The following is a 25,209-nucleotide window of genomic DNA, read 5'->3' on the forward strand; positions in this document are numbered from 1 at the left end:
TATAAGATACGAAAAATAAGCAAAATCGCCTCAATTTTGTTGTACCTTTGCGCCTCGAAAAAGGTAGACTAATATGATTTCAGTTAATAATGTAACCCTCTCTTTTGGTAAGCGTGTTCTCTTTGATGAAGTGAATCTCAACTTCATGAAAGGCAATTGTTATGGAGTGATTGGTGCCAATGGTGCAGGAAAATCTACATTTCTCAAGATCCTTTCAGGAGAAATAGAACCCAGCAAAGGCTCTGTGACCATTGGGGCGGGGGAACGTATGGCAGTGCTTAAGCAGAACCACTTTGCTTATGATGAAGTTACCGTTCTCAATACGGTATTGATGGGGCATCAGAAAATGTGGGAGGTGATGCAGGAGCGCGATGCAATTTATGCTAAGGAAGATTTTTCTGAAGAAGATGGCATGCGCGCCGGCGAATTAGAAGGTGAGTTTGGTGAAATGGGTGGATATACAGCAGAAAGTGATGCGGGAAGCATGCTTTCAGAATTGGGTGTGCCCGAGCAATTTCACCAGAGCCTGATGAAAGATATTCCCGGTAACCTTAAAGTAAGGGTGTTGCTGGCACAGGCTATTTTTGGAAACCCGGATATCCTGTTGCTCGATGAACCTACCAACGGCCTGGATATTGAGACCATCAGCTGGCTGGAGAATTTCCTGGCCGACTATGAAAATATTGTATTGGTGGTATCACACGACCGTCACTTCCTCGATGCAGTTTGTACCCATGTGGCAGATGTTGATCGCCAGAAGATAAAGATCTTTACCGGTAACTATACTTTCTGGTATGAGTCTTCGCAGCTGATGAGCCGCCAGGTGAATGATAAGAATAAGAAGACAGAGGAGAAGCGTGCTGCCCTGATGGAATTCATTGCCCGATTCAGCGCCAACGCTTCCAAGTCGAAGCAGGCAACCAGCAGAAAGAAAGCCCTTGAAAAACTCACCATTGAAGAGATAGAACCATCCAACAGGCGTTATCCCGGAATCATATTCCAGCCCCAGCGTGAGGTGGGTAACCAGATACTTAACGTCGAAAAACTTGGCTACTCAGTAGATGGGCGTTTGTTGTTTGATAAAGTCAGCTTCAGTGTAAATAAAGGAGATAAGATCGCTCTGCTGAGCCGCGACCCTCTTGCGGTGACCAGTTTCTTCGAGATCATCAACAATCATAAAAAGGCAGATAAGGGACAGTTTGAATGGGGTACCACTATTACCAGTGCTTATCTGCCCATTGAGAATAATGAGTTCTTTACCGACAAGCTTTCACTGCTCGACTGGCTTCGCCAGTTTGTTCCACCGAATGTAACAGATGCTGATGAACCTTTCCTCCGTGGGTTCCTTGGAAAAATGCTATTCAGCGGAGATGATATCATGAAGAAGACCAATGTACTGAGTGGTGGTGAAAAAGTACGTTGCATGCTCAGCCGCATGATGCTTCAGAATCCAAACCTGATCATGCTCGATCAACCCACTAACCACCTCGACCTGGAAAGCATCCAGAGTTTCAATGAAGGCTGCCAGAATTTTCCGGGTATCGTTCTGCTTACTTCGCATGACCACACTTTTATGCAAACAGTGGCAAACCGGGTTATTGAACTAACACCTTCAGGTATTATTGATAGACTCATGACATTTGATGAATACCTCGAGGATGCACGTGTAAAACAACTCCGGGAGGAGATGTATGGGAATGCCGTAATGGTTTGGTAAGAAGGCGCAGGCAATAAATGCTATCTTTAGCGCGCTTAATAGAAAACCACGGGCTTGTTGAGAAGGCTGTTGATATGCATTTTTATCCTAACCACTGCTTTTAGCGCAGCCGGACAGATACCTGCCACCGGCAGTAAAAGCCTATCCAACCTTCGACAGAAAAAGATTCCGGTTGCCAGCGGTTCCATTACAGTGGATTCTTCAAGTCTTGTTCCCGGATCGCTAAAGATTACAGGTATTGCAGATTCCCTTTATACGATCGACTGGCTGAATGGTATCCTACGCTGGAATCAACAACTCCCTTTTGATTCAGTACTTGTACAATACCGGGTGCTCCCAAATAAACTCAATGCTAAGGCGAGGGTCTTTGATTTCGACAGCCTGGTGAACAGCTATATTACAAGAGCCACCATCAGCGGACCAGGAAGGCAGACGCCCGCAGAAGATTTCTTCAACTTTGGAAACATCAGTTATAGTGGCAGTTTCGGCAGAGGGATCTCCTTTGGGAATGCACAGGATGCTGTGGTGAGCTCAAACCTTAATATGCAGCTGAATGGTTTCCTGGCAGATAGCATTGAGATCATGGCTGCTATCACAGATAATAATATTCCGATTCAACCCGATGGAACAACGCAGCAGCTCAATGAGTTTGACCGAATATTCCTTCAGTTCAAAAAGAAAGGCTGGCAGCTTAGTATGGGTGATATTGATATCCGTCAGAATAGGAACTACTTCCTGAATTTTTATAAACGATTACAGGGCGCTGCTTTTGAAAATACTTCACGCATAGCAGAAAATATAACTAATAGTACCATGGTGAGCGGGTCCATTGCCAAAGGTAAATTCACACGTAATGTATTCGATGGACTTGAAGGCAACCAGGGTCCATACCGGCTTACCGGTGCCAACAATGAACTCTATTTTGTAGTACTTGCAGGAACCGAAAGGGTTTTCATTGATGGCGAATTGCTGCAAAGAGGAGAGGACCGTGATTATGTTATCAATTACAATACTGCCGAAGTAACGTTTACCCCTAACCGTATGATTAATAAGGACCGGAGGATACAGGTGGAATTTGAGTATGCCGACCGGAATTATCTTAATACAAATCTTTACCTCGCCAACGAAACCAATTTCGGAGAAAGAATTAAGGTTAGGCTGGGAGCATTCTCTAATAATGATGCAAAAAATTCACCCATCAATCAGAACCTCGATACAAGGCAGAAACAATTTCTTGGATCAGTTGGTGACAGCATCCAGCGCGCATTTTTCCCGGTAGCGGAAATTGATACTTTCTCACCTGGAAAAGTTCTCTATAAGAGAATTGAAGTGCTCGTTAATGGCGTTCCTGATTCTATCTATGTGTATTCAACCAATCCCGATAGTGCAAGATACAATCTCGGTTTTGTTGATGTAGGGGAGGGAAATGGAAATTACCTTCCTGATCTGAATGCTGCCAATGGCAAGGTTTTCAGGTGGGTGGAGCCTTTAAATGGAAGGCCGAATGGCAGGTATGAAGCGGCAACATTTCTGGTAACGCCAAAGCAACAACAGGTGTTAACAGTAGGTGCAGATTATGTTATTCAAGGAAAAACCACGGTGAGTGCAGATATAGGAATGAGCAACTATAATATCAATACATTTTCGGTTAAGGATAAAGGAAATGATAAAGGGTTCGCTGCACGTCTGCTTGCCAGGCAGGTGATACCTATTAATAAAAGCCTCCGTGTGCAAACGGATGGTTCTATGGAATGGGTGGAACGAAGTTTCAGGCCTATTGAACGTCTCAGGAATGTGGAGTTCACCCGCGATTGGGGACTCCCGATTTTGGTTAATCCAGCTGACGAAACCATGTATAGCGGTGGTGTTGAATTGTTAGACCAGAAAGACAACAAGGTCCGGTATCAGTTAACCGGTTATAACCGGAGTGATGATTTCAGGGGCCTGCGTAATAGTTTTCTTCACCTTCATCAAACCAATGGCTGGCGCTTCAATAACCAGATAAGTATTACAAATGCTTCCGGAGCTTCCGACAAGGGATATTTTTTCAGACCATCAATAGATATTGCAAAAACATTTTCCTCCCTCCGCAATTATACGCTCGGCATAAACTATGCACTCGAACATAATGAGGCAAGAAATAAATCTTCCGATAGTATTACGCCTTATAGTTTTTCCTTTGACATTATGAAGTTCTATCTACAGTCTGATGCCACTAAACAGAACAACTGGATACTGAGCTACTATACAAGAAGTGATAAACTTCCCATTGGTAAAGACCTTATAAGGACAGACCGAAGCCAGAACTTTTCACTGGGGGCATCAATTTTTTCGAATCCGGCCCACCAGTTGAAAGTCAATACCACCTACCGCACCTTAGAAGTTTTTCAGAAAACAAACAGTAATGCTGTTTCGGACAAGAGCCTGCTGGGGAGAATAGAATATATAGTTAATGAGTGGAAAGGAATGCTAACCGGCAATATGTTATATGAGTTGGGTGCAGGGCAGGAACAAAAAAGGGATTTTGTTTTCCTGGAAGTACCTGCCGGTCAGGGAGAATATGCATGGTTTGATTATGACAATGATGGTGTTCAACAGTTGAATGAATTTGAAGTAGCGCTGTTCCAGGACCAGGCACGTTATATCAGGATATTCACGCCAACCAATGAATTTGTAAAAGCAGCCTATAATAGTTTTAATTATAGCATGTCGCTGAATCCGCGGGCCATGATCGATCCGCAGCAATCATCCGGCCTGGGTAAATTCGCGGCCCGGATTAATCTTCAATCGTCCCTTCAGTTGTTTCGTAAGGAGCTTGCAGATGGTATTTCTCATTTCAATCCATTCAGTAATTCACTTTATGACAGCACGCTGATCACCCTCACCAGTGTTTGGGTAAACAGTCTGGCCTTTAACCGCTCGGGAACTAAATGGGGATTTGATATCAGCAATACAAGGAACAGTGGAAAACTTTTGCTGACATATGGTTTGGAGAGCAGGTCACTTCAGGAGTGGACCCTCAGAAGCAGGTGGAATTTAACGCGGAAGTTCACAGCAGATATCACTGCAAAAAACGGATACACTACGCTTACAACCGGCAATATAAAATTTGATAACAGGAACTATGATATAGAACAATATTCCCTTGAGCCTCGCCTCACATTTACCTATGGGGCAAACTTCCGGATCGTGGGAGGATATCGTTATGGCAATAAAAATAACCAGATGGGTGGAGCAGAAAAATATACTTCCCATGCTTTCAATACCGATATAAAATATAATCTCCTGCAGAATGCCTCCGTGCAGGGAAAATTCACTTATAATACTATTGAGTATCCTTACTCTACCAATTCAACCATCAGCTATATCATGCTGGATGGATTACAACCCGGTAAGAATTTACTATGGAGTCTTGACCTTACAAAACGATTAGGAAAAAACCTTGAGTTGAATATTCAGTATGAAGGTCGTAGGCCAGGAGAAAACCGGACCATTCATGTAGGTAGGGCAGCACTCAGGGCATTGTTGTAAAAAAAGAAGCCCTACCGAAGTAGGGCTCTGTGTGCTATTCAAGAGATTGTTGGATAAAATATCGTGATTAACCGAAGAGGCCACCTTTTTTAAGTTCGCGAGTTCCTTCACCGATCTTGAAACCATTGTGATAGATCTCGATCTTATAGTTTCCGCGCTGGAAATCAGAACCCTGCTTCCATGCAAACTCAACAGGAGTTTTCTTACCAGTCTCGATCTTTACAGGAACCTTTGCAGTGAAAGGCTTGTCACCTTCTTCACGGGTAGTGAATGTACCGGAACCAAGTGCTTCCTGAGATACAGGCTTGCCATCAGGACCAGTTACGAGAACATAAACTTCTGCGCTTCCTGCAGGTGCAATACGGTTGTCAACATCAAAAGAGATAACCAGTTTGTCAACACGCTTTGCAGTAGATGTTACTTTCTCTTTACCACCACTCTTCTCATTGATTGGAGTAATAGAAATGTTGTAGGCATTTAATGTAGATGCGATATCAACAGTTTTCTCCAGTTCCTGCTTCTGCGTAGTAGTTGTAGTAAGATCAGTAGTCAACTGTGAAGTCTTAACTTTTTCAGTTGTCAGGTCAGTATTAAGCTGGGTATTCTCCGTAGTTAGACGGGCAACTTCCTGCTCAAGTCCTGCTACTTTCTCGTTCATTGTAGAGATCAGTTTCTTGGCGCGATTCAATTCAGCCTGTGTTGCATTACGCTTGTTCAGGATGCTGCGGATCTCAGTTTTGAGTTTTCCGATCTCACTGTTTTTGTCTGTCAGTTGACCCTGCAAAGCATTGTTGCTGCCGGTAACTGAATCCAAACGGGCGAGGGAAGCATCGAAGTTACGCTGCAGTTCTGTCTTTTCATCTGTTACCTGAGCGATGGTTGCTTCTTTTTGCTGAATGTTCTGTTCGTTCTTATTGTTGTTGTACAATAAGTAACCCCATGTTCCCAGCAGACCAGCTGCCAGTAGTGCAATGATCAGACCTTTATAGTCTTTCTTAGGTTCTTGCGTGGGGGTTGCTGAGGGATAATTTGATGTGCTCATTGCTATTTGTTTTTTCTTAATTTAGAAATGGTTAATGAATGGGTTATTAAGGTTTTTTTTAAACGGTTAATGAAGGCTTTTCGAAAACCGTGCCAATTTTTTTTTTAGTAGAAGATTTGTCGTTCTCAGGAGGGTAAGATGCAATGCCACGCTAATTTCCAACTTTTTCCCCAGCTTTCAATTATTATTGCAATTCTGAACAAAAGCGAATGTCTGTAGAAAAAATACTGTCCGACTGGAAAAAAAAGCAATTCAAACCTGTTTACTGGCTCGAAGGTGAAGAGGACTACTATATTGACCAGTTGGTAAGGGAAGCTGAACATAACCTACTTTCAGAGGCGGAAGCCGGCTTTAATCTCACAATTTTCTATGGCAAGGAAGCAAACTGGGCTGATGTGGTAAATGCCTGTATGCGCTATCCGATGTTTGCCGAAAGACAGGTTGTATTATTGAAGGAGGCGCAACAAATGAGGGATCTGGATAAATTGGAGAATTATATCAATAAGCCGCTTACTTCAACGGTTTTTGTGGTTGCGCACAAAGAAAAGAAGTTTGACAGCAGAACTAAGTTCGGTAAACTGCTAAAGGAAAAAACCGAATTGCTGCAAACGAAGAAAATGTATGATAACCAGTTGCCGGGCTGGACGGAAAAGCTTGTTTCTTCAAAGGGCTACCAGATCAACCAGAAAGCAGTGCTGTTGTTGGTAGATCATATCGGGAATGATCTTAGCCGTATAGATAATGAGATCAATAAACTCCTGGTGAATCTTGGAAATTCCAAAACCATAACGGAAGATGATATCGAACAGTTTGTTGGTATCAGCAAGGAGTTCAACGTTTTTGAATTGCAGGATGCCATTGCCCGGAAGGATCTTGCAAAGGCAATCCGGATCATCAATTATTTTGAATCAAATCCTAAGGCCGGACCAATACAGATGGTACTTCCTGCGCTGTATGGATTTTTCAGTAAGGCATTTATGTTGTTCGGAGTGGAGAGCAAGGATGAAAAAATGATTGCCTCCTCCATAGGCACGTCACCCTTTTTTGTAAAAGATTATATCAGTACGGTTAATCGTTACGGTTATGAAGGAATTGAAAGAATATTGCTTCTGCTGCATGAATATAACCTCAGGGCTATTGGAATTAACGACAGTGGAACAGAAGACTCTTCTTTAATGAGGGAGATGGTTTTCAAAATGATGTAAGCTGGCCTGCTTGTCTTCAGCCAGCTGCAGCTTCAAGGCTTCCAATCCATCAAATTTCTGTTCGGCTCTTAAGCGTTCCTGCAGGTGCACTTCCACTGTTTCGCCATAGATATCTGATGAGAAATCAAACAGGTTCACTTCAATAACCCTGTTCAGTCCATCTACAGTAGGCCGAACACCAATATTCATCATCCCCCTGAGGATGCCATATGAACTTCGATTGATCATTGCTGTTACTGCATACACTCCATTGGCAGGTATTAATTTCTCATTATCTGTGAGCTGCAGGTTTGCAGTTGGGTACCCGAGTGTTCTGCCTAACTGGTTACCCTTTACAACCACTCCGTCAAAAAAATAAGGATAGCCAAGCAGTTCAGCAGCCATTTTTACATCACCCTTTAGCAGTGCCTGGCGGATGCGGGTGGAGCTTATGGTAGCTTCATCCAGTACTTTTCCCGGAATCTCCACTAGCTGAAAAGCATTGGTAGCAGCATATTTTTCAAGCAGATGAAAATCACCACCCCGGTCTTTCCCAAAACGGTGATCATAACCTATAATGACCGTGTGAGGATGAAAATATTTAATCAGGAAGTCCTCAATATAGGCGGTAGGAGACTGCGCTGCGAATGCTGCTGTAAAGGGTACAACTACCAGGTGATCAATGCCTGCCGCTTCCAGCAAGCGGATCTTCTCGGGTAAACTGTTGAGCAGGAGTATGGGTTGTTGTTGCCCGCTCACAATGCGGCGTGGATGGGGATGGAAAGTAATGATGACTGTTTCGCCATCCACCTTTTCTGCAATGGCTTTTAATTGGGCAATAATACTCCGGTGACCCAGGTGTACACCATCAAATGTGCCGATGGTTGCCACGGCATTCCGGAATACCGGTAGATCTTCAATATTTCTGTGTACCTGCATGGGGTCGGCAAAACTAAGCCAATGAATGGAATGCACAAGGGAAATACCCCCTTTTGCCCTTTTGCCCTTTTTGTTGCACCTTCGCCCTTTGAAATAAATTACCATGAGTCTTTATTCGCAACGTGGCGTTTCGGCCCAGAAAGAAGAAGTGCATAAGGCAACGGAAAAGCTGGACCAGGGCCTTTATCCACATGCATTCTGCAAGATCTATCCTGACTATCTGGGGGGAGATGCTAACTGGGTGAACCTTATGCACGCCGATGGGGCGGGAACCAAAAGCATTCTGGCTTATCTATATTGGAAGCAAACAGGGGATACTTCAATCTGGAAAGGTATTGCCCAGGATGCGATTGTAATGAATATTGATGACCTTCTTTGTGTAGGTATTAATGATAATCTTCTTTTTTCTTCTACCATCGACCGGAATAAAAGACTTATTCCTGGTGAAGTGCTGGAAGCTATTATATCAGGCACCCAGGAATTTTTTGATGAGATGAAGACCTATGGAGTCAACATCCATTACCTGGGGGGTGAAACTGCTGATGTGGGGGATGTGGTGCGGACCATTGCAGTGAATGGAACCATGACAGCCCGCTGGCCTAAGAAAAAACTGGTTACCAATGACCTGATAACAGAAGGCGATGTTATAGTGGGGTTTGCCAGTGCCGGTAAGGCAAAGTATGAAAATGCATACAATAGCGGAATTGGAAGCAATGGACTTACCAGTGCCCGACATGACGCCCTTATTAAAATATATGCAAAGGATTTTCCCGAATCATTTGATACCGGCTTGCCGGATGAAGTGGTATATATAGGCAAGCACCGGTTGACGGATGCCATTGAAATACCAGGTTTCGGAACTACTGATATCGGTCACCTGGTATTGAGCGCTACCCGCACTTATGCACCCCTCATGAAAGTTCTGTTGGGAGAATATTTTAATGATATCCATGGATTGGTTCATTGCAGCGGAGGGGGACAAACAAAATGTCTCAAATACTTACCTAAGCCCTTCCGGATCATTAAGGACAATCTTTTCGAGCCTCCTATAGTGTTTAATTTGTTACAGCAGGCTTCCGGGTCAGATTGGCGTGAAATGTACCAGGTATTTAATATGGGACATCGGCTTGAAGTATTCACCAGTGATCATAATGCTGGTAAAATGATAGAAGCGGGAAAAGCATTGGGCATAGAAGGCCGCATTGTGGGAAAGGTGGAAGCCTCACAGAGCAAGAAAGAGCTAGTTGTCCACAGTCCGGATGGAACTTTGGTAAAATATTAACCGAAATCGATTGCGTTAGTCCCCTTAAGGGTTTGATGGCACACCAATTGAATATTTATCTATAAAAAGCAGATAATTATCCACAGACGCTATGAAATCTGTGCGCCAGTGATTATTTTTGCAGACAGTTCGTGGACCGAATTCGCCTTCCTACACCTTCCTATTGCAACCTCCGGCGAACCGTAAGCGTCATTAGAGCGTTATAAATTAAATTAAAGACAGGCATGAGGCAGCTTAAAATTGCTACACAGATTACCAATCGTGATTCCCAAGCGGTAGAAAAGTATCTCCAGGAAATTTCCAAGATCTCCATGATCACCCCGGAAGAGGAGACTACTCTGGCCCAACGGATCAAGATGGGCGATCAGCGCGCGCTGGACAAATTAGTTCAGGCTAACCTTCGTTTCGTTGTATCTGTGGCTAAGCAGTACCAGCACCAGGGCCTTTCCCTGAGTGACCTGATCAATGAGGGTAACCTCGGTCTGATCAAAGCTGCACAGCGTTTTGATGAAACAAAAGGATTTAAATTCATTTCCTATGCTGTATGGTGGATTCGTCAGTCAATCCTTCAGGCTCTTGCCGAACAGGGTCGTCTTGTACGTCTGCCCCAGAATAAGATCGGAACATATAATAAGGCTAACAAAGCCTACATGGCGTTTGAACAGGAACATGAGCGTGAGCCATCTACTGAAGAACTTGCCGAGATCCTGGAAATGAGCGAAACCGAGATCAATAATATCTTCCAGAGCAATACCCGTCACACTTCCCTCGATGCACCCGTGCACGAGGCAGAAGATGTAGCCATGGGCGATTTGCTGGAAGGAAGCGATGATACTGATGAGGATGTTATGCAGGATTCTCTCCGCAATGAGATCCGCCGGGTACTTAAATCTCTGAGTCCCCGCGAAGCAGAGATCGTAAATGCTTATTTCGGTCTTGATGGCGAAAATGGAGTTACCATTGAGCAGATCGGGCAGAAGTATGATCTTACCAAAGAGCGTATCCGCCAGATAAAGGAAAGGGCAATCAAACGCCTGCAGAAAGCACGTTACAGCAACGCGCTGAAAGCATACCTCGGATAAAATAAAGAATGGCAGGCTAGCTTGTCATTATATATAGTAAAGGTGCCTGTCATGATAAATGCCAGGCACCTTTTTAGCACCTAACCTTTTCCCGCCATCCTTGTTATTATTGCAATAAAATTCTTCCATGATCTTTCGGTTTATAAAACATATAAGCTTTTTGCTGGTTCTGGTACTGGCACTGGCCTGCGAGAAGACAGTTGAATTTGACCTGGATAATGAAGAACCGAAACTGGTGGTTGATGCAGTTATTGAAACAGATCAACCTCCGGTAGTTATTCTCACCAATAGCTTTGATTACTTCAGTGAAATCAATGAGGAGATACTTGCGTCCTCCTTTGTAAGAAATGCCGATATTAAAATTTCTAATGGTATACAGGAGCATTCACTTAAGGAGTATTCACTGGTTGCAGGTAACAGCACGATCTACTATTACAGTATTGATTCAGCTGATCTGGCAACAGCCTTTGTTGGAGAACAGGGGTTGAATTACCAGATGACAATAACCGTTGAGGGTAAGCTGTATTCTGCAGAAACCACAATCCCGATCCTCTCTAAAACCGTTGATTCACTCTGGTGGAAACCGTCTCCCAATAATCCTGATACAACAAAAGTTGTGTTGATGGCAAGGGTTACAGACCCACCTGGATTCGGAAATTATATCCGTTTCTTTACTTCTGTAAATGGCGGGAACTTCAATCCCGGTCTTAATTCTGTTTTTGATGACCAGATCGTTGATGGAACCACCTATGATACGGAAGTGGAACAGGGCGTGGATCGTAATGCCGATATCGATTTTGAGGATTATTCATTTTTTGCCCGCGGCGATACGGTAGTTATAAAATTCACCAATATCAACAAGGCCAGCTTTGATTTTTGGCGAACCATGGAATTCAACTATAGCAGTATTGGCAATCCCTTTTCTTCTCCCACCCGTGTGCTTGGCAATATTTCCGGAAGGGCTCTCGGCTATTTTGGGGGTTATGCGGTACAGTATAAAAGACTTATCATACCCAAATAATCCCGATTGTTGAAGATCAGGATGTATGGGTGCTTTTGGTCACATCATCTTAACACAATTCCAGCTATTTTTGCAAATTCTGAAACAGCGTAAAAGCAATCTACAAGTATGGAGAATAAAGAAACAGAACATGTGCACTGCCTGATCATCGGATCAGGACCTGCAGGTTATACAGCAGCCATTTATGCAGCACGTGCAGCACTCAAACCAGTATTATACCAGGGCATACAACCAGGTGGACAGTTAACCATAACCACCGAGGTAGAAAATTATCCGGGCTATGCTGACGGAGTACAGGGGCCTGAGATGATGGTGCATTTTGAAAAGCAGGCGGTAAGAATGGGAGCTGATATCCGCTTTGGCCTGGCTACAAAGGTTGATTTCAGCAATCGTCCTTTTAAAGTAACAATTGATGAGGAAAAAGAGATAACAGCAGATGCTGTAATCATAGCAACCGGCGCATCCGCAAAATGGCTGGGTTTGGAAAGCGAACAAAGACTGAATGGTTTTGGGGTTAGCGCCTGTGCAGTATGTGATGGATTTTTCTTTCGCGGTAAAGAAGTGGCTATTGTTGGTGCTGGAGATACAGCAGCGGAAGAAGCACTTTACCTTTCTAAGTTGACAAGTACGGTTCATATGATCGTTCGGAAAGGGGAAGATGGAATGAAGGCTTCCAAGGTGATGCAGGACCGAGTGAAAGCAACACCTAATATTAAAGTCTATTGGAACTCCGAAACAGATGAGATACTGGGCGATAATAAAGTTCAGGCAGTAAGGATACACAATAATCTCACTGGCGAAAAAACAGAAGTCCCGGTAAGTGGGTTTTTTGTTGCCATCGGCCACCAGCCCAATTCTGATATATTCAAAGGCTGGCTGACTATGGATGAAGCCGGCTACATTCAGACAGTACCTGGTACTTCTAAAACGAATATAGAAGGTGTATTTGCGGCCGGAGATGTTCAGGATAAGATATACCGCCAAGCGGTAACGGCTGCAGGAAGCGGATGTATGGCCGCCCTGGATGCAGAGCGCTTCCTGTCTGCAGCAGCACATGTATAACCCTTTCCGTTATTATGACGACCATTCATTTACATAACCTTATCTTTCATGGATACCATGGTCTCTATGATGGAGAAGATAAGACTGGTAACAGGTTCGAGGTGAATCTTGACGTTGGTTACGAGGTAAAGAAAGGAGGCTATGACGATATCGGGAATCTGATCAATTATGTTGATCTCTATAACCTGGTTCGCAAGCGGATGAATACTGCCACCCCTTTGTTGGAACAACTGGCGGATGGTATTATGCGGAAAATTGCCCGTGAATATAAACAGGTACGGGAGATACGTATCAGTATTTTCAAACTGAATGTTCCCATAGAAAATTTCGAAGGGAAATTGGGAATCAGCATGAGCATGAATTTTGATAAGTGATTATGATGATGAAGATCCTGACCCTATTTCTTTTATTGCCTTTCATAGCGTTTTCGCAGGACTGGCAGGTTCTTATGCAGGAAGCTGTGAAGGCGGAAACAGCTATGAATGATGAACTTGCTTTTGAGAAATATCAGCAGGTAGTCAAATTGCAACCTGCAAGCATTGTTGCGCTTTGCCGGTCAAGTGAACTCGCTTCTAAAATTGGTCATCGCCATAAAAGAAAAGAAATCCAGGCAAGGCATTATGAGATTGCCCGTGCCTTTGCAGCAAGGGCACTTAAGCTGGATCCGAATTCCGCAGAAGCTAATTTTGTGATGTCGGTTGCCATGGGCAGGCTTGCACTTGTTTCTTCCGGTAAGGATATGATCAGTTATGTAAAGGACATCAAAACATTTGCTGACCGTGCGGTACAACTTGCACCCAACGACTTCCGTGGATATCATGTTTTGGGAAAATGGTATTATGAAATTTCCCATCTGGGCATTTTTAAAAGAACAGCTGTAAAAGTTTTCTATGGCGAATTTCCCGAAGCAAGCTATTCGGATGCTATCAATGCATATGAAAAGAGCCGTCAGTTAAATCCGGCATTCAATCTTAACTACCTTGAACTCGCTAAAGTATACAACCAGGTGGGCCAAAAGGGGAAAGCGATATCCTTATTACAAACACTCAACAATTTACCTGTTAAGATCCAGGATGATATAAGGGTTAAACAGGAGGGGCGGAGATTACAGGAAACTATCAGCCAGAAATTAAATTCATAACCTGGTTTCAAGGATCATCTTCAATATCTTTCTTGGCACCCCTTCATATATCATATCGGGTATCTCTTCCTCGCTAAATCTGAATCCGAGTTTAAGGTAGCAATGTATTGCAGCATCATTTCCTTCCATTACAAAAAGGCAGATAATCTCCGCCTGGTGCAGCCGTTTACATTCATCAATTAGTTCACTAATAAATTTTGTTCCCAGGCCTTTGCCTCTTAAGGCTCTTTCCCCAACCAGCAATCTTCCCAGCCTGGGAGAATGTGGTTCATTGGTGATGATCTCACCCATAGCATAAGCATCTCCATTATCATCGCATCCCATATACAATTGCTTAAAGGGATATAATAATTGGTGCTGCCGGATTTGGTCTTCTATTAAGGGAAATTTCCAGGCCGGTCCGGCAAATTGAAAAAGTAAAAAAGGATCAGATACCCAACTTTTTAAGAGTTGGAAATCTTCAGCCTGGTACTTGCGTATCATGTTTTTGTTTTTCTCGCATTATCAGAAATATTTTGATTCCTTCAAACCAAACAACAGATATACACCCGATTGCTGCGGCTACTCCCAATTCAGAAATAGCGGGTGTGCGGAATTCAAAGAATTCCGTTAGCGGATGAATCAGCAGGAGTGCTGCCGTTAATGCCATAGTGATAAAAATAATCAATGGAACAAGGTTGTTCTTATACTGTATGGTGGTGGAGATGAGGTGATGGAAAGATCTGTTCACTAAAGTCAGGAATATATTCGCCGATACAAGTGTAATGAATACCATGGTACGGGTGAGCGCTTCGTCCATTCCAATTCTTACAGCATACTGGTAAATGAAGAGGGTTCCGGCAGTAATAGCAAGTCCCTGGATTATACTTGTGGTGAGCTCCCGCCAGTTAAAGAATGTTTCCTGGAATGGCCTGGGAGGCTCCTGCATAATGCCTGGCTCGGCAGGCTCATTCTCGTAAATAATGGAACATGTTGGCCCCATTATGAGCTCCAGAAATATAACATGCACTGGTGTGAAAATATTCGGGTATATCCATCCGAGAGCCAATGGAATAAAGACGGTCAGAATGATCGGTATATGAATGGAAATGATATACCGGATAGCTTTTTTAAGGTTAGTATATATGCGACGGCCCATAGCGATCGCTTCAACCATCTTTCCAAGGTCATCATCAATCAGTACTAGTGATGCAGCCCTTTTAGCGATCTCAGAACCTTTCTCGCCCATTGCAATACCTATATGTGCAGCTTTCAGAGCGGGACCATCATTTACACCGTCACCAGTCATCGCAACAATCTCACCGGCTGATTTAAGCGTTCTGATAATAGCGAGTTTTGCCTCCGGGAAAACCCTGGTGAAAACGGTGGAATTTCTTGTTTTTTCTTCAAAGGTTTTAGCCGGCAGATCCATCAATGCACCACCATCTATTGCCATTTCGGGATGCCTCAAACCAACCTGTCTTGCAATGGTATCGGTAGTGGCGGCATTATCGCCCGTGAGGATCTTCACATCTAATCCAGCCGAATAAAAATCATCCAGTACTTGTTTAATATTTTCTTTTGGCGGATCATAAAATCCAACTAATCCCCTGAATTCAAATTGAAAGGATTGCTGTTCTGCGGGGAAATCATTTCCTTCATAAATTGCATCTGCCACTCCCAGTACACGATAACCTTCACGTGTCATCTTATCCAGAACTTGTTGGATACGAATTAATATTTCCTCTGAAAGGGTCGATACAGAAAGGATTGCCTCAGGAGCTCCTTTTGCTGCTATGATTCGCTCTCCTTCATCATTTGTGAAGACATGCGTCATCATCGGTGGCTGTCCTCCCAATGGATATTCATGTACCATGTGAAAGGAAGTTCTTTCATTAACGGCGGCAGTTTCTCCATAGGCTTTATGTAATGCCTTTTCCATGGGATCAAATGGAAAAGGCTCGCTGGCCCACATGGCTGTTCTTATCAAAGCTATTGTGTGCTCTGATGCAGCACCGTCGCTATCAACAATTTTGTCATCAACCAAAGTGTAGAGTCTGGCCAGGCTCATCTGCCCATTGGTAAGGGTGCCTGTTTTATCGGTACAGATCACGGAGGCGCTTCCTAATGCTTCTACTGTTGTAGTCTGTTTTACGATGATCCCCATTTTCATTAATCGCCATGCACCTAAGGCCATAAAAGTGGTAAAGGCTACCGGTATTTCTTCCGGAAGAATACTCATGGCCAGTGTGAGTGATTTTAAAAGGCTGTCGAGGATATCAGCGGATTTATTGTAATTGATGGCCCATACTATTGCAAATACCACAATTCCGAATAATGCCATTTTTTTGACAAAGCTGCTGATCTGGACCTGCAGGGGAGTCCTTTCTTCTTCAATACTCTCCATGCTTTTTCCGATCTGTCCCAGCTTAGTATTGATGCCTATACCTGTCACCTCGCAAATAGCTAATCCCGTGGCTACTGTTGTTCCCTGGTATACCTGTATATCTGAACTTTGATTGTTCTTGGCAACAGGCATTGATTCACCGGTAAGGATAGCTTCATTAACACTGAAATCATTGGCTTGCAGAATAACTCCATCGGCCGGAACAGAACTTCCTTCATCAATTATCATTATATCTCCCAATACAATTTCACCTAAAGGCAGGGTTATCTTTTTCCCATTGCGAATGAGCTTTGCATTTGGCTGTGTTAGTTTGTGCAGGGCCTCTAAAGCAGTCCTGCTGCGGGCATCCTGGTAGAGCGAGATAGCGGCAACCAGTAAAATAGAAACCCCCATGAATATTCCATCTCCCACCTGGCCACTGATGAAGTATATAGTGGCCGCGGCCAGTAGCAGTATTACCATGGGCTCCTTTGCAAGATCACGAAGAGCCCGGAAAATTGCATACTCCTTTTTGCGCACCAAAATATTGGTACCATTGGCCTGCCTTGAAAGGAGCACCTGCTCATCCGTTAAGCCGGTTATATTTGTTTGCCTTTCCATTTTCCACTACGTATATACATAAACGATAGCATGAATAATATACTCCAGTAAATCCATTCTGCCATCCATCCAATGGTTATTGGCAGGCGATATACTTCCAGAACAAGATAAACATATATGCTGTATGCTATGATGGCAAACACTTCAATCTTAAGATTAACACCGGGATTTCCAGTACCTGTAACTGCATTGAGCCAGATGTTTGCAAATGACATCAGGAACAGCGCTACCGATACAACCCTGAGAACCGGAACGCCTTCGCGGATAAATTCAGGTTGGCTGCTGAAAAGCGAAAGGAAGGTTTCCGGTATAATGTTCAGCAGCAGGCAAAGCGTGAAAGCAAGCATCATACTTAGTTTTACAATTCTTCCAACAAGTGCCACCACCTGGTCTGAACGGCCCTGGCCGATGATATTGCTTACCATGGTATTGGTTGTAGCTGCGAAGGCCCAGGTGAATACGCCAAAGATGCCGAAGATATTTCGCATCGTATTTGATATGGCAAGATCACGTGAGCCATGATGCTCTACCAAAACATAAAAGAATTCCCAGCTGATAACGCTTATTGCATACTGAAATATCAACGGTGATGACTGCTCGAAAAGAAGACGGCTTTCTTTTGGATTGAATCTTAGGTTTCGATAGAGTGAAAGTTGCCTGCTGATTCCCTTCCATTCAATAACGGCAAATACTACGAACATACCCAGGAATTCAGCAATGATTGAGGCAATGGCGGCGCCGTTAAATTCTAACTCGGGCAACCCGAGATGGCCGAAAATTAGTCCATAGTCGAGCACAATATTGGCAAGCGTTTCAGCCAGCGTTCCCCAAACCAGTAATTTACTCTGGTTGGTTCCTACCAGCAAGGCATTTCGCATCTGGTAGATATAAAGGAAGGGCAACCCCCAGATCCTTATCTGAAGAAATTCAATACATTGATTGGTCATTTCAGGAGAGCGGAGTGTGCTTCCCAATAATGCAGGTGCAAAAAAATAGGTAATAATTATACCAATTGAAGCAATGCCCAGGGAAAGGTATACACCCTGGATAAAAAGTTTGCCGATCTCTTCCACGCGGCCTTGCCCGGCCCTTCGGCTAATAATAGCTTGAAGGCCATTATTTAAACCAAAGCCAATTACCGCAAATATTAAATAATATACTCCTGTGATGCCGGCAGCTGCGAGAGATGTTTCACCTAGCTGCCCTAAAAATATATTATTGGTTATAAAGTTGATCTGCGGTACAAAAATGGAAAAGCTTATCGGCAATGCGATATAGAGTATCTGCCGGTTGCTGGTGGTTAAACGAAGGTCTGATGCGGGGGCTGCAGAAGACATAATTAGCCCGAAAATAGCGTATTATTGCAGCCATCAATATGTCTCATTCAACAAGATTTGATATAACATTAGGTGTCCATTCTGACCCTTCGCAATGTTTACTGATGTTGCAGGTACTGGAAGAAGGACTAAGGCTGCTGGTAGTTGACCAGGAGAAACATCCATTATTGTATCGCCTTATCCAATTTGACAGGTCGGCAGTGGAGCTGGACTTTGCCCTGGTAGACTGGCTAAGGGAAAACCACCAGTGGTTGCAATCATGGTCAGAGATAGTTGTAGTGCACCAGGGAATTCAGGCTGCCGTTATTCCAGCTGCCGTGTTTCATGAGGAGAGTAGCAAAGAATTACTTGATCTACAGTATGGTGATCTTTTCCGCGGCACCACTCTTACCGACCTGGTTGCAGGAAGGGAAGATTATGTGATTTATCGTGTTCCAACCAGTTGGTATCATGCACTCTCAGATGCCAATTATAAAGTGAGGCACCGGCACTTTTTCTCCCTCTGGATCAAATGGCTCGACGGGCTTCCTAAAGACCCTGCTATCGGGCAGGCATACCTGATGTTTGAAACCAACAGGGTAGCCATGGCAATCCGCCGCGATGAATGGCTTCTTCTCCAGCAATATGAATACCATGTTCCGGAAGATATCAGCTATTTTCTTTTATCAGCTCTCGAGCAATTTAATATGTCGCCCGAAACGGTCCATGTAACACTTGATGGATGGATAGATGTTCAATCGGCACTCTATCTCGAATTATTTAAATATATCCGGAACCTCTATACGGTGAAGCTTCCCGACTCAGTTCAGCTCGACAAGGCATTGTTTCAGGAGCAGCCAGAACATTATTTCACCCCGCTCATACAAATGGCCACATGCGTATAATCAGCGGCAGGCTTGGTGGCAGAAAGGTCAATCCACCGGCAAAAATGCCACATACAAGACCAACCACTGATATTGCTAAAGAGGGACTTTTCAATATACTACAGAATAACATTGACTTCGAAGGACTCAAAACACTTGACCTTTTTGGGGGAACAGGTAGCATCAGCTTTGAGCTGGCTTCGCGTGGGGCTGCAGACCAGACCATTGTTGAAAAGGATCCGGTTATGCACGAATTTATCAAGAAAACAGCAAATGAATTTGGACTTACCGGTGTAAAAGTGATCAAAATGGATGTTTTCAAATTCATAGAAACCTGTGATGATCAGTATGATTTTATTTTCGCTGGTCCACCGTATGCACTCGCTACAATTGATGATCTCCCGCGAAAGATCATTGAGCATGGTCTGTTAAAACCAGGTGCAATGTTTGTGCTGGAACACACCCCGCGTAATAATTATGCCGACTTCGAAAAATTTGTTCAGGAGCGGAATTACGGAACAACCTTATTTTCATTCTTCATAAATCGCTGATACCATGCAGCAACCCATATTTATAACGGGTATCGGCACGGGAATAGGTAAAACAGTTGTTGCTGCCATCATCACCGAAGCTATAGGAGGGGATTACTGGAAGCCTGTGCAGGCAGGTATTGAAGGCGGAACAGACCGGGAATGGGTTTCGTCCAGAATAACTAAAGGGACTAATATCATATATCCAGAAGCATACCTTTTGCAAATGGCTGCATCACCGCATATTGCTGCACGTGAGGAAAATATCAGGATTACCTGTGCAGGAATTGTAAAGCTGATGCCCCATACTCAGAGGCCACTAGTAATTGAAGGTGCAGGTGGATTACTTGTACCATTAAATGAAACAGAGTTCATGGCAGATCTCATTCACCATATGAATGCGAGAGTTATACTGGTTAGCAGGAATTACCTCGGTAGCATTAATCATTCACTCCTGGCAGCGTCATATTGCAAAAGTAATAACATTGATGTGATGGGATGGGTATTTAATGACCAGTATATGCAGTATGAAGAGGAGATTGTTGCGTGGAGCGGATTTCCCATCATTGGATCCATTCCATTTAATGCTGACTGCAACGCATGGTTTATACGGGAACAGGCGGCAAATCTCCGGCCTGCATTAATGCAACTTATATGACAAAGGAAGCATTAAGAAAATATTATTCAGAAAAGCGCTTATCCCTCAGCGCTAGCGAACGAAATAGGTTTGATGACCTAATCCTGATTTTGTTTCAGCAGCTCGAAATAGCTCCACATGTTCAAACTGTTTTATCCTATTGGCCCCTGCCTGAACGGGGAGAAATAAATAGTTTCCTCTTTACGGATTTCCTGGAATTCAGAATTCCGTCCCTTCAGATCGCTTATCCCGTTTGTGATTTTACAGACCATTCAATGGAGGCGTTTCTGGTAAATGAGGAAAGCACATTCCGGAGGAACCGGTATGGTATCGCAGAGCCTGTGGATGGCCAATATATTTCTCCAACCGAAATAGACCTGGTGCTGGTGCCTTTACTTGCCTTTGACGCTAAGGGATACAGGCTTGGTTATGGCAAAGGTTTTTATGACCGATACCTGGAAAGATGCAGGGAAGATGTTATCCGTATCGGCTTTTCATACTTTGAAGCGGAGCCGGCAATACCAGGTGTGGACCAATTTGATGTACCTTTAAATTACTGCCTAACACCTGATGCCATCTATGAATTTTAATTTTCCCTTGCTCAAACCGGTTAGGATCATTTTATTCCCTTTCTCACTGCTATATCTGGCGGCCATAATTATCCGTAACTGGTTCTACGATAAAAATATACTCCCTTCATCCTCTTTTGCACTCCCTGTCATTTGTGTGGGTAATGTGGCAGCGGGAGGTACCGGCAAATCGCCTATGGTGGAATATCTGCTTCAACAGCTCGGCACCCAATACAAACTGGCAACACTTAGCAGAGGCTATAAGCGAAAGACGAAAGGATATGCGCTGGCCAATACTTCTTCCACTGCCCTTGAAATCGGTGATGAACCAATGCAGTTCTACCAGAAATTTCCCCACGTGGCAGTTGCAGTAGGTGAGGAAAGGGTACTTGCTGTTCCTCAATTGCTGCATGACCGTCCTGACACCGAGGCAATTATTCTGGATGATGCTTTCCAGCACCGCGCTATTAAAGCCGGACTAAATATTGTTTTAACTGATTATAACAATTTATATACCCGCGACTGGTACCTGCCAACAGGTGACCTGAGGGATGAAAGACGCAGTGTGCAACGGGCAGATATTGTGGTGGTTACAAAATGTGCTGCTGATCTTGATGATTCAAAAGCTTACGAGATCAAAAAGGAACTTGCACTATTGCCGAATCAGCAATTGTTTTTTTCATCCATCCGTTATGGTCAACTCTATCATATTATTCATGGCAGTAATTACCAGATCACCAATGATGTTGAAGTGCTGTTGGTAACGGGTATTGCAAATCCCAAACCACTTAAACGCCTGCTTACTGATGTGGCGGGCACTTATGAACAACTGGTATACACAGACCATCATATATTCACCATTGATGACCTGAATGAGATCAGGCGCAGGTTTGAAGAAATGGATACAAAGCATAAGATTATCCTGACTACCGAAAAAGATGCTGTACGATTGAAAAAATTTGAACAGGAATTACAGGCATTGCCATTTTTTGTTATACCGATCGAGATGCGTTTTTTGTTTGATGATGATGCTCGCTTTACAGCTTTAATCGGTACATTTATTAAGCAATTTTCTGCAAGTGCCTAATAAAAAAATGATGAGTAAAAAGAAGGATTCCAGAAAGAAATCACGTGGCGGTTCAGAAACTAAATCCACCTCAGCAAATGAATTTCGTGGCAGGCTCGATATTACCAGGAGTGGTATGGGCTTTGTAATTGTGGACCAGCTTGAGCAGGATATCCTGATCAGGCCCAATGATTTCAATACTGCCATGCATGGTGATACAGTTCGCGTCAGGATTACGAAGTCGGCAGGAAGAAGCGCCCGTATGCAGGGAGTTGTTACCGAAGTGATGGGCCGCAAACAAAATGTATTCATGGGGCGTATAGAAATAAGCAAGTCGTTTGCATTCTTTATTTCAGATAGTGATAAACCCATGCCGGATATTTATATCCCACTTTCTAATCTGAATGGGGCTGAAAATGGCAATCGGGTAATAGCAAAGATCGTTCAGTGGGAGCTTAATAAAAAACCAACCGGTGAAGTAGTGGAAGTATTGGCAGAACAGGCAGAAAATGATCTGGCCATGAAAGAGATCATTATGGAAAATGGTTTCCCAATGGCATTCTCTGAAGATGTTCTTGAAGAAACTGCCCGCATTCCTGAATTGCTTCCTGCCAACGAAATCAAGAAGAGACGTGATTGCAGGGAAGTTCTAACATTTACCATTGACCCTGTGGATGCAAAGGATTTTGATGACGCCCTTTCAATCCGAAAACTTAAAAACGGGTATGAGATTGGTGTACATATTGCAGATGTGAGTTATTATGTTGAACCCGATACCGCCCTGGATAAGGAGGCCTATCAACGCGCAACTTCTGTATACCTTCCCGACCGCGTTAATCCTATGTTGCCCGAAAAAATTTCCAATGAATTATGTTCACTCAGGCCACATGAAGATAAATTCACCTTTTCAGCAATTTTCCAGCTATCGGGTAAGGGTGATGTGAAAGATTACTGGCTTGGACGTACTATCATCCATTCCGATCATCGGTTCACTTATGAAGAAGTACAGGAGATAATTGAAAGCGGTGATGGCCTTTATAAAGAAGAAGTTTTGCTACTCAATGATTTTGCACAACGATTCCGCAAGCAACGATTCAAAAAGGGTGCTATCAATTTCTCCTCGCAGGAGGTGCGGTTCAAACTGGATGAAAACCGTAAACCTATTGGGATCATGGTTAAAGAAAGCAAGGAGGCACACCAGCTAATTGAGGAGTTCATGTTACTGGCAAACAGGACGGTTGCAGAACATGTTACGAAGGCCGAGCAAAACAAGAAAGCTATCCCATTTGCCTACCGTGTACATGACCAACCGGATGAGGAAAAGCTTGTTCCTTTTGCTGCGTTCGCCCGCAAATTCGGACATAGTTTTGATACGAAATCACCTGAAAGAATTGCAGAGTCTTTTAACCAGTTATTGAAAGAAGTTCAGGGTATGCCGCAACAACATGTGCTGGAACAATTGGGAATCCGCACTATGGCGAAAGCTATCTATACCACTAAGAATATCGGACACTATGGTCTGGGCTTTGAACACTATTGTCATTTTACTTCACCTATCCGCCGCTATCCCGATGTATTGGTTCATCGCGTCTTGCAGGAGTTGCTGGATGGCAAGGTGCAGCCTGATAAAAAGATGGAAGAGAAATGCAAGCATAGCAGTGAGCGCGAACGTGCTGCCATGGAAGCAGAACGCGCAGGTAACAAATACAAACAGGTGGAATACCTGCAGAATTTCCTGGGTGATGAATTTGATGCAGTCATCAGTGGCGTTTCTTCTTTTGGTTTCTGGGCGGAAACAGTAGAACATAAATGTGAAGGACTTGTAAGCATTGCCAGCTTGTCTGAATACGATGATTTCCGCCATGTGGAAACAGATTATATGCTTGCTGGCCGGCGAAGTGGTCGCACTTTCCGTATGGGCGATAAAATTCGCATAAGGGTAGTAGCGGCTAATCTTGATAAACGCCAGCTCGATTATGAATGGGTCATCACCACCGCATTAAAAGAAGATACAGGATCTGGAGAACATCTGCAAAGAGTCGCAAAAAAAAGCAGGAAAAAGAAATAATACACTGCTGAAAATTAGATTGAGCAGGCTCAGCCGAAACAATGAATAGAATCAGCGCCGTTGACGGTATCTTTGTGCAATGGACCAGTCAATCAGTCTTAATAAGTTTATCAGTGATACAGGATATTGTTCGCGCAGGGAAGCCGATGAACTTATCACAGCAGGAAGAGTATTGATCAATAATAAAACCGCCCGGCTGGGAAACCGCTACAAGCACGGCGACCAGGTGGAGGTAGATGGCAGCCTCATTACCATTGATAACAGGGAAAAACTGATTTATATCGCTTTCAATAAACCTCTTGGAATTACAACTACCACCGAGGAACATATTAAAGGGAATATTATCAGTTATATCAATTTCCCCAAGAGGATCTTCCCGATCGGCAGGCTTGACAAAGATTCAGAGGGACTAATATTTCTGACAAATGACGGCGATATCGTCAATAAACTCCTGCGCGCAGGCAATGCTCACGAGAAAGAATACATTGTTAGGGTCAATAAGACTATCACACCTGGTTTTGCGGAAAAGATGGCAGCAGGTATTCCAATGCTTGGAACGGTTACTCTCCCCTGTAAGGTTGTAGTAACCGGCAGGCAAAGTTTCCGGATCGTACTAACGCAGGGATTAAACCGCCAGATCAGGAGGATGTGTGAGTTCCTTGGTTATAATGTTGAGGGATTACAACGTGTCCGGATCATGAATGTTCGCATCGACAAACTAGCCCCTGGCAAATGGCGTTATCTCAGTGATGCTGAAATCACTTTGTTAAAGGAATCGGTTAAAGATTCTTCAGGCCAGGCCGTTAAGAATGCCAGGTTCAGGGAGCCCGCTACAAAATCAACAACCTCTAAAAAGAAAGGTAGTTTTAACCGATCCGGCGAAAAGGAAGTAGGGGCTGATAAATCAAAGCGATCCAATTCCACCAAACACGCAGGCACCAGCAGAAAATCATCACCCGGCAGGAATGCTGTTGCTGAAAAGAAAGCTGATTTTCAAAAGAAAGCAAAGGCAGCTAAAAAGGCTTTAACACCGGCGAAAACAGGATCCAATACAAAAACAGCAGCAACAAAAAAAGCCGGCAGCAAACCTCCCTTAACAGAGAAAAAACCATTAGGTAAATACAAGGCATTCCGTCAGAAAGGCAAATAGAA

The 25,209-nt window shown here is 43.7% G+C and carries 21 protein-coding genes; 16 read left to right on the forward strand and 5 right to left on the reverse strand.

Annotated elements, in window-relative coordinates:
• Positions 1-73 precede the first annotated feature (73 nt).
• The gene (locus HY58_RS13165) at positions 74-1,717 is read left to right on the forward strand and encodes an ABC-F family ATP-binding cassette domain-containing protein (protein ID WP_039132702.1); all 1,644 of its coding nucleotides are present in this window, start codon (positions 74-76) and stop codon (positions 1,715-1,717) included.
• Between the two features lie 57 nt (positions 1,718-1,774).
• Positions 1,775-5,248, forward strand: a complete 3,474-nt coding sequence (locus HY58_RS13170; protein ID WP_253271567.1) for a hypothetical protein — start codon at positions 1,775-1,777, stop codon at positions 5,246-5,248.
• A gap of 67 nt (positions 5,249-5,315) precedes the next feature.
• On the opposite strand, the gene HY58_RS13175 is transcribed toward HY58_RS13170, so the two are convergent.
• Positions 5,316-6,290: a hypothetical protein gene (locus HY58_RS13175; RefSeq protein ID WP_039132706.1), complete on the reverse strand. Its 975-nt coding sequence runs from the start codon at positions 6,288-6,290 to the stop codon at positions 5,316-5,318.
• A gap of 209 nt (positions 6,291-6,499) precedes the next feature.
• On the opposite strand from HY58_RS13175, the gene holA reads away from it, so the two are divergent.
• Positions 6,500-7,495, forward strand: coding sequence for a DNA polymerase III subunit delta (holA, locus tag HY58_RS13180; RefSeq protein ID WP_039132708.1), 996 nt, complete (start codon positions 6,500-6,502; stop codon positions 7,493-7,495).
• On the opposite strand, the gene HY58_RS13185 is transcribed toward holA, so the two are convergent.
• Complete coding sequence (locus HY58_RS13185) at positions 7,463-8,518, reverse strand: bifunctional riboflavin kinase/FAD synthetase (protein ID WP_253271568.1); 1,056 nt, start codon at positions 8,516-8,518, stop codon at positions 7,463-7,465. The genes holA and HY58_RS13185 overlap by 33 nt on opposite strands.
• On the opposite strand from HY58_RS13185, the gene HY58_RS13190 reads away from it, so the two are divergent.
• The 6 genes from HY58_RS13190 (at position 8,517) to HY58_RS13215 (ending at position 14,001) form a co-directional block, all read left to right on the forward strand.
• Positions 8,517-9,695, forward strand: a complete 1,179-nt coding sequence (locus HY58_RS13190) for an AIR synthase related protein (RefSeq protein ID WP_039132710.1) — start codon at positions 8,517-8,519, stop codon at positions 9,693-9,695. The genes HY58_RS13185 and HY58_RS13190 overlap by 2 nt on opposite strands.
• A gap of 224 nt (positions 9,696-9,919) precedes the next feature.
• Positions 9,920-10,777: an RNA polymerase sigma factor RpoD/SigA gene (locus tag HY58_RS13195; RefSeq protein ID WP_039132713.1), complete on the forward strand. Its 858-nt coding sequence runs from the start codon at positions 9,920-9,922 to the stop codon at positions 10,775-10,777.
• Between the two features lie 127 nt (positions 10,778-10,904).
• The gene (locus HY58_RS13200) at positions 10,905-11,798 is read left to right on the forward strand and encodes a DUF4249 domain-containing protein (protein ID WP_052324109.1); all 894 of its coding nucleotides are present in this window, start codon (positions 10,905-10,907) and stop codon (positions 11,796-11,798) included.
• 108 nt (positions 11,799-11,906) lie between these two features.
• A complete protein-coding gene (gene trxB, locus HY58_RS13205; protein WP_039132715.1) occupies positions 11,907-12,860 on the forward strand; it encodes a thioredoxin-disulfide reductase in 954 nt (317 codons plus the stop codon).
• Between the two features lie 14 nt (positions 12,861-12,874).
• Positions 12,875-13,234: a dihydroneopterin aldolase gene (locus HY58_RS13210; protein ID WP_039132717.1), complete on the forward strand. Its 360-nt coding sequence runs from the start codon at positions 12,875-12,877 to the stop codon at positions 13,232-13,234.
• Between the two features lie 5 nt (positions 13,235-13,239).
• Positions 13,240-14,001, forward strand: a complete 762-nt coding sequence (locus HY58_RS13215; protein WP_156123688.1) for a hypothetical protein — start codon at positions 13,240-13,242, stop codon at positions 13,999-14,001.
• On the opposite strand, the gene HY58_RS13220 is transcribed toward HY58_RS13215, so the two are convergent.
• Genes HY58_RS13220 through HY58_RS13230 form a run of 3 tightly spaced genes read right to left on the reverse strand, consistent with a single transcriptional unit; the run spans position 13,996 to position 18,324 of the window.
• Positions 13,996-14,484, reverse strand: a complete 489-nt coding sequence (locus HY58_RS13220) for a GNAT family N-acetyltransferase (RefSeq protein ID WP_039132721.1) — start codon at positions 14,482-14,484, stop codon at positions 13,996-13,998. The genes HY58_RS13215 and HY58_RS13220 overlap by 6 nt on opposite strands.
• Positions 14,462-16,987, reverse strand: coding sequence for a cation-translocating P-type ATPase (locus tag HY58_RS13225; RefSeq protein ID WP_039132723.1), 2,526 nt, complete (start codon positions 16,985-16,987; stop codon positions 14,462-14,464). The genes HY58_RS13220 and HY58_RS13225 overlap by 23 nt, the downstream gene beginning before the upstream one ends.
• The gene (locus tag HY58_RS13230; protein WP_039132725.1) at positions 16,966-18,324 is read right to left on the reverse strand and encodes an MATE family efflux transporter; all 1,359 of its coding nucleotides are present in this window, start codon (positions 18,322-18,324) and stop codon (positions 16,966-16,968) included. The genes HY58_RS13225 and HY58_RS13230 overlap by 22 nt, the downstream gene beginning before the upstream one ends.
• A gap of 38 nt (positions 18,325-18,362) precedes the next feature.
• Between HY58_RS13230 and HY58_RS13235 the strand changes: the two genes are divergently transcribed.
• From HY58_RS13235 to rluF, 7 genes are all read left to right on the forward strand, one after another.
• Complete coding sequence (locus HY58_RS13235) at positions 18,363-19,208, forward strand: DUF3822 family protein (RefSeq protein ID WP_082022166.1); 846 nt, start codon at positions 18,363-18,365, stop codon at positions 19,206-19,208.
• Complete coding sequence (locus HY58_RS13240) at positions 19,199-19,738, forward strand: RsmD family RNA methyltransferase (protein ID WP_039132729.1); 540 nt, start codon at positions 19,199-19,201, stop codon at positions 19,736-19,738. Before HY58_RS13235 ends, HY58_RS13240 begins: the two co-directional genes overlap by 10 nt.
• A gap of 4 nt (positions 19,739-19,742) precedes the next feature.
• A complete protein-coding gene (gene bioD / locus HY58_RS13245) occupies positions 19,743-20,375 on the forward strand; it encodes a dethiobiotin synthase (protein WP_039132731.1) in 633 nt (210 codons plus the stop codon).
• Entirely contained in the window at positions 20,372-20,944 is a 573-nt protein-coding gene (locus HY58_RS13250) for a 5-formyltetrahydrofolate cyclo-ligase (RefSeq protein ID WP_039132733.1), read from the forward strand. Before bioD ends, HY58_RS13250 begins: the two co-directional genes overlap by 4 nt.
• Positions 20,925-22,010, forward strand: coding sequence for a tetraacyldisaccharide 4'-kinase (gene lpxK, locus HY58_RS13255; protein ID WP_253271569.1), 1,086 nt, complete (start codon positions 20,925-20,927; stop codon positions 22,008-22,010). The genes HY58_RS13250 and lpxK overlap by 20 nt, the downstream gene beginning before the upstream one ends.
• Before the next feature lie 10 nt (positions 22,011-22,020).
• Positions 22,021-24,057, forward strand: a complete 2,037-nt coding sequence (rnr, locus tag HY58_RS13260) for a ribonuclease R (RefSeq protein WP_039132864.1) — start codon at positions 22,021-22,023, stop codon at positions 24,055-24,057.
• A 79-nt stretch (positions 24,058-24,136) separates the two neighbouring features.
• Positions 24,137-25,207 (forward strand): 23S rRNA pseudouridine(2604) synthase RluF, encoded by a 1,071-nt coding sequence (gene rluF, locus HY58_RS13265; RefSeq protein WP_082022167.1) that lies wholly within the window; start codon positions 24,137-24,139, stop codon positions 25,205-25,207.
• Positions 25,208-25,209 lie beyond the last annotated feature (2 nt).

This window comes from Flavihumibacter sp. ZG627 (assembly GCF_000814325.1).
Lineage (GTDB): Bacteria > Bacteroidota > Bacteroidia > Chitinophagales > Chitinophagaceae > Flavihumibacter.

Bases quoted from the DNA above. Each gene is read 5' to 3' on its own strand.
- HY58_RS13185 (WP_253271568.1), bottom strand. From the start codon at position 8,518: ATGGTAATTTATTTCAAAGGGCGAAGGTGCAACAAAAAGGGCAAAAGG.
- HY58_RS13220 (WP_039132721.1), bottom strand. From the start codon at position 14,484: ATGATACGCAAGTACCAGGCTGAAGATTTCCAACTCTTAAAAAGTTGG.
- HY58_RS13235 (WP_082022166.1), top strand. From the start codon at position 18,363: ATGTCTCATTCAACAAGATTTGATATAACATTAGGTGTCCATTCTGAC.
- HY58_RS13225 (WP_039132723.1), bottom strand. From the start codon at position 16,987: ATGGAAAGGCAAACAAATATAACCGGCTTAACGGATGAGCAGGTGCTC.
- HY58_RS13195 (WP_039132713.1), top strand. From the start codon at position 9,920: ATGAGGCAGCTTAAAATTGCTACACAGATTACCAATCGTGATTCCCAA.
- HY58_RS13250 (WP_039132733.1), top strand. From the start codon at position 20,372: ATGACAAAGGAAGCATTAAGAAAATATTATTCAGAAAAGCGCTTATCC.
- HY58_RS13230 (WP_039132725.1), bottom strand. From the start codon at position 18,324: ATGTCTTCTGCAGCCCCCGCATCAGACCTTCGTTTAACCACCAGCAAC.
- HY58_RS13215 (WP_156123688.1), top strand. From the start codon at position 13,240: ATGATGAAGATCCTGACCCTATTTCTTTTATTGCCTTTCATAGCGTTT.
- HY58_RS13165 (WP_039132702.1), top strand. From the start codon at position 74: ATGATTTCAGTTAATAATGTAACCCTCTCTTTTGGTAAGCGTGTTCTC.
- HY58_RS13240 (WP_039132729.1), top strand. From the start codon at position 19,199: ATGCGTATAATCAGCGGCAGGCTTGGTGGCAGAAAGGTCAATCCACCG.
- holA (WP_039132708.1), top strand. From the start codon at position 6,500: ATGTCTGTAGAAAAAATACTGTCCGACTGGAAAAAAAAGCAATTCAAA.
- HY58_RS13175 (WP_039132706.1), bottom strand. From the start codon at position 6,290: ATGAGCACATCAAATTATCCCTCAGCAACCCCCACGCAAGAACCTAAG.
- HY58_RS13190 (WP_039132710.1), top strand. From the start codon at position 8,517: ATGAGTCTTTATTCGCAACGTGGCGTTTCGGCCCAGAAAGAAGAAGTG.
- rluF (WP_082022167.1), top strand. From the start codon at position 24,137: ATGGACCAGTCAATCAGTCTTAATAAGTTTATCAGTGATACAGGATAT.
- HY58_RS13200 (WP_052324109.1), top strand. From the start codon at position 10,905: ATGATCTTTCGGTTTATAAAACATATAAGCTTTTTGCTGGTTCTGGTA.
- rnr (WP_039132864.1), top strand. From the start codon at position 22,021: ATGAGTAAAAAGAAGGATTCCAGAAAGAAATCACGTGGCGGTTCAGAA.
- HY58_RS13210 (WP_039132717.1), top strand. From the start codon at position 12,875: ATGACGACCATTCATTTACATAACCTTATCTTTCATGGATACCATGGT.
- bioD (WP_039132731.1), top strand. From the start codon at position 19,743: ATGCAGCAACCCATATTTATAACGGGTATCGGCACGGGAATAGGTAAA.
- lpxK (WP_253271569.1), top strand. From the start codon at position 20,925: ATGCCATCTATGAATTTTAATTTTCCCTTGCTCAAACCGGTTAGGATC.
- trxB (WP_039132715.1), top strand. From the start codon at position 11,907: ATGGAGAATAAAGAAACAGAACATGTGCACTGCCTGATCATCGGATCA.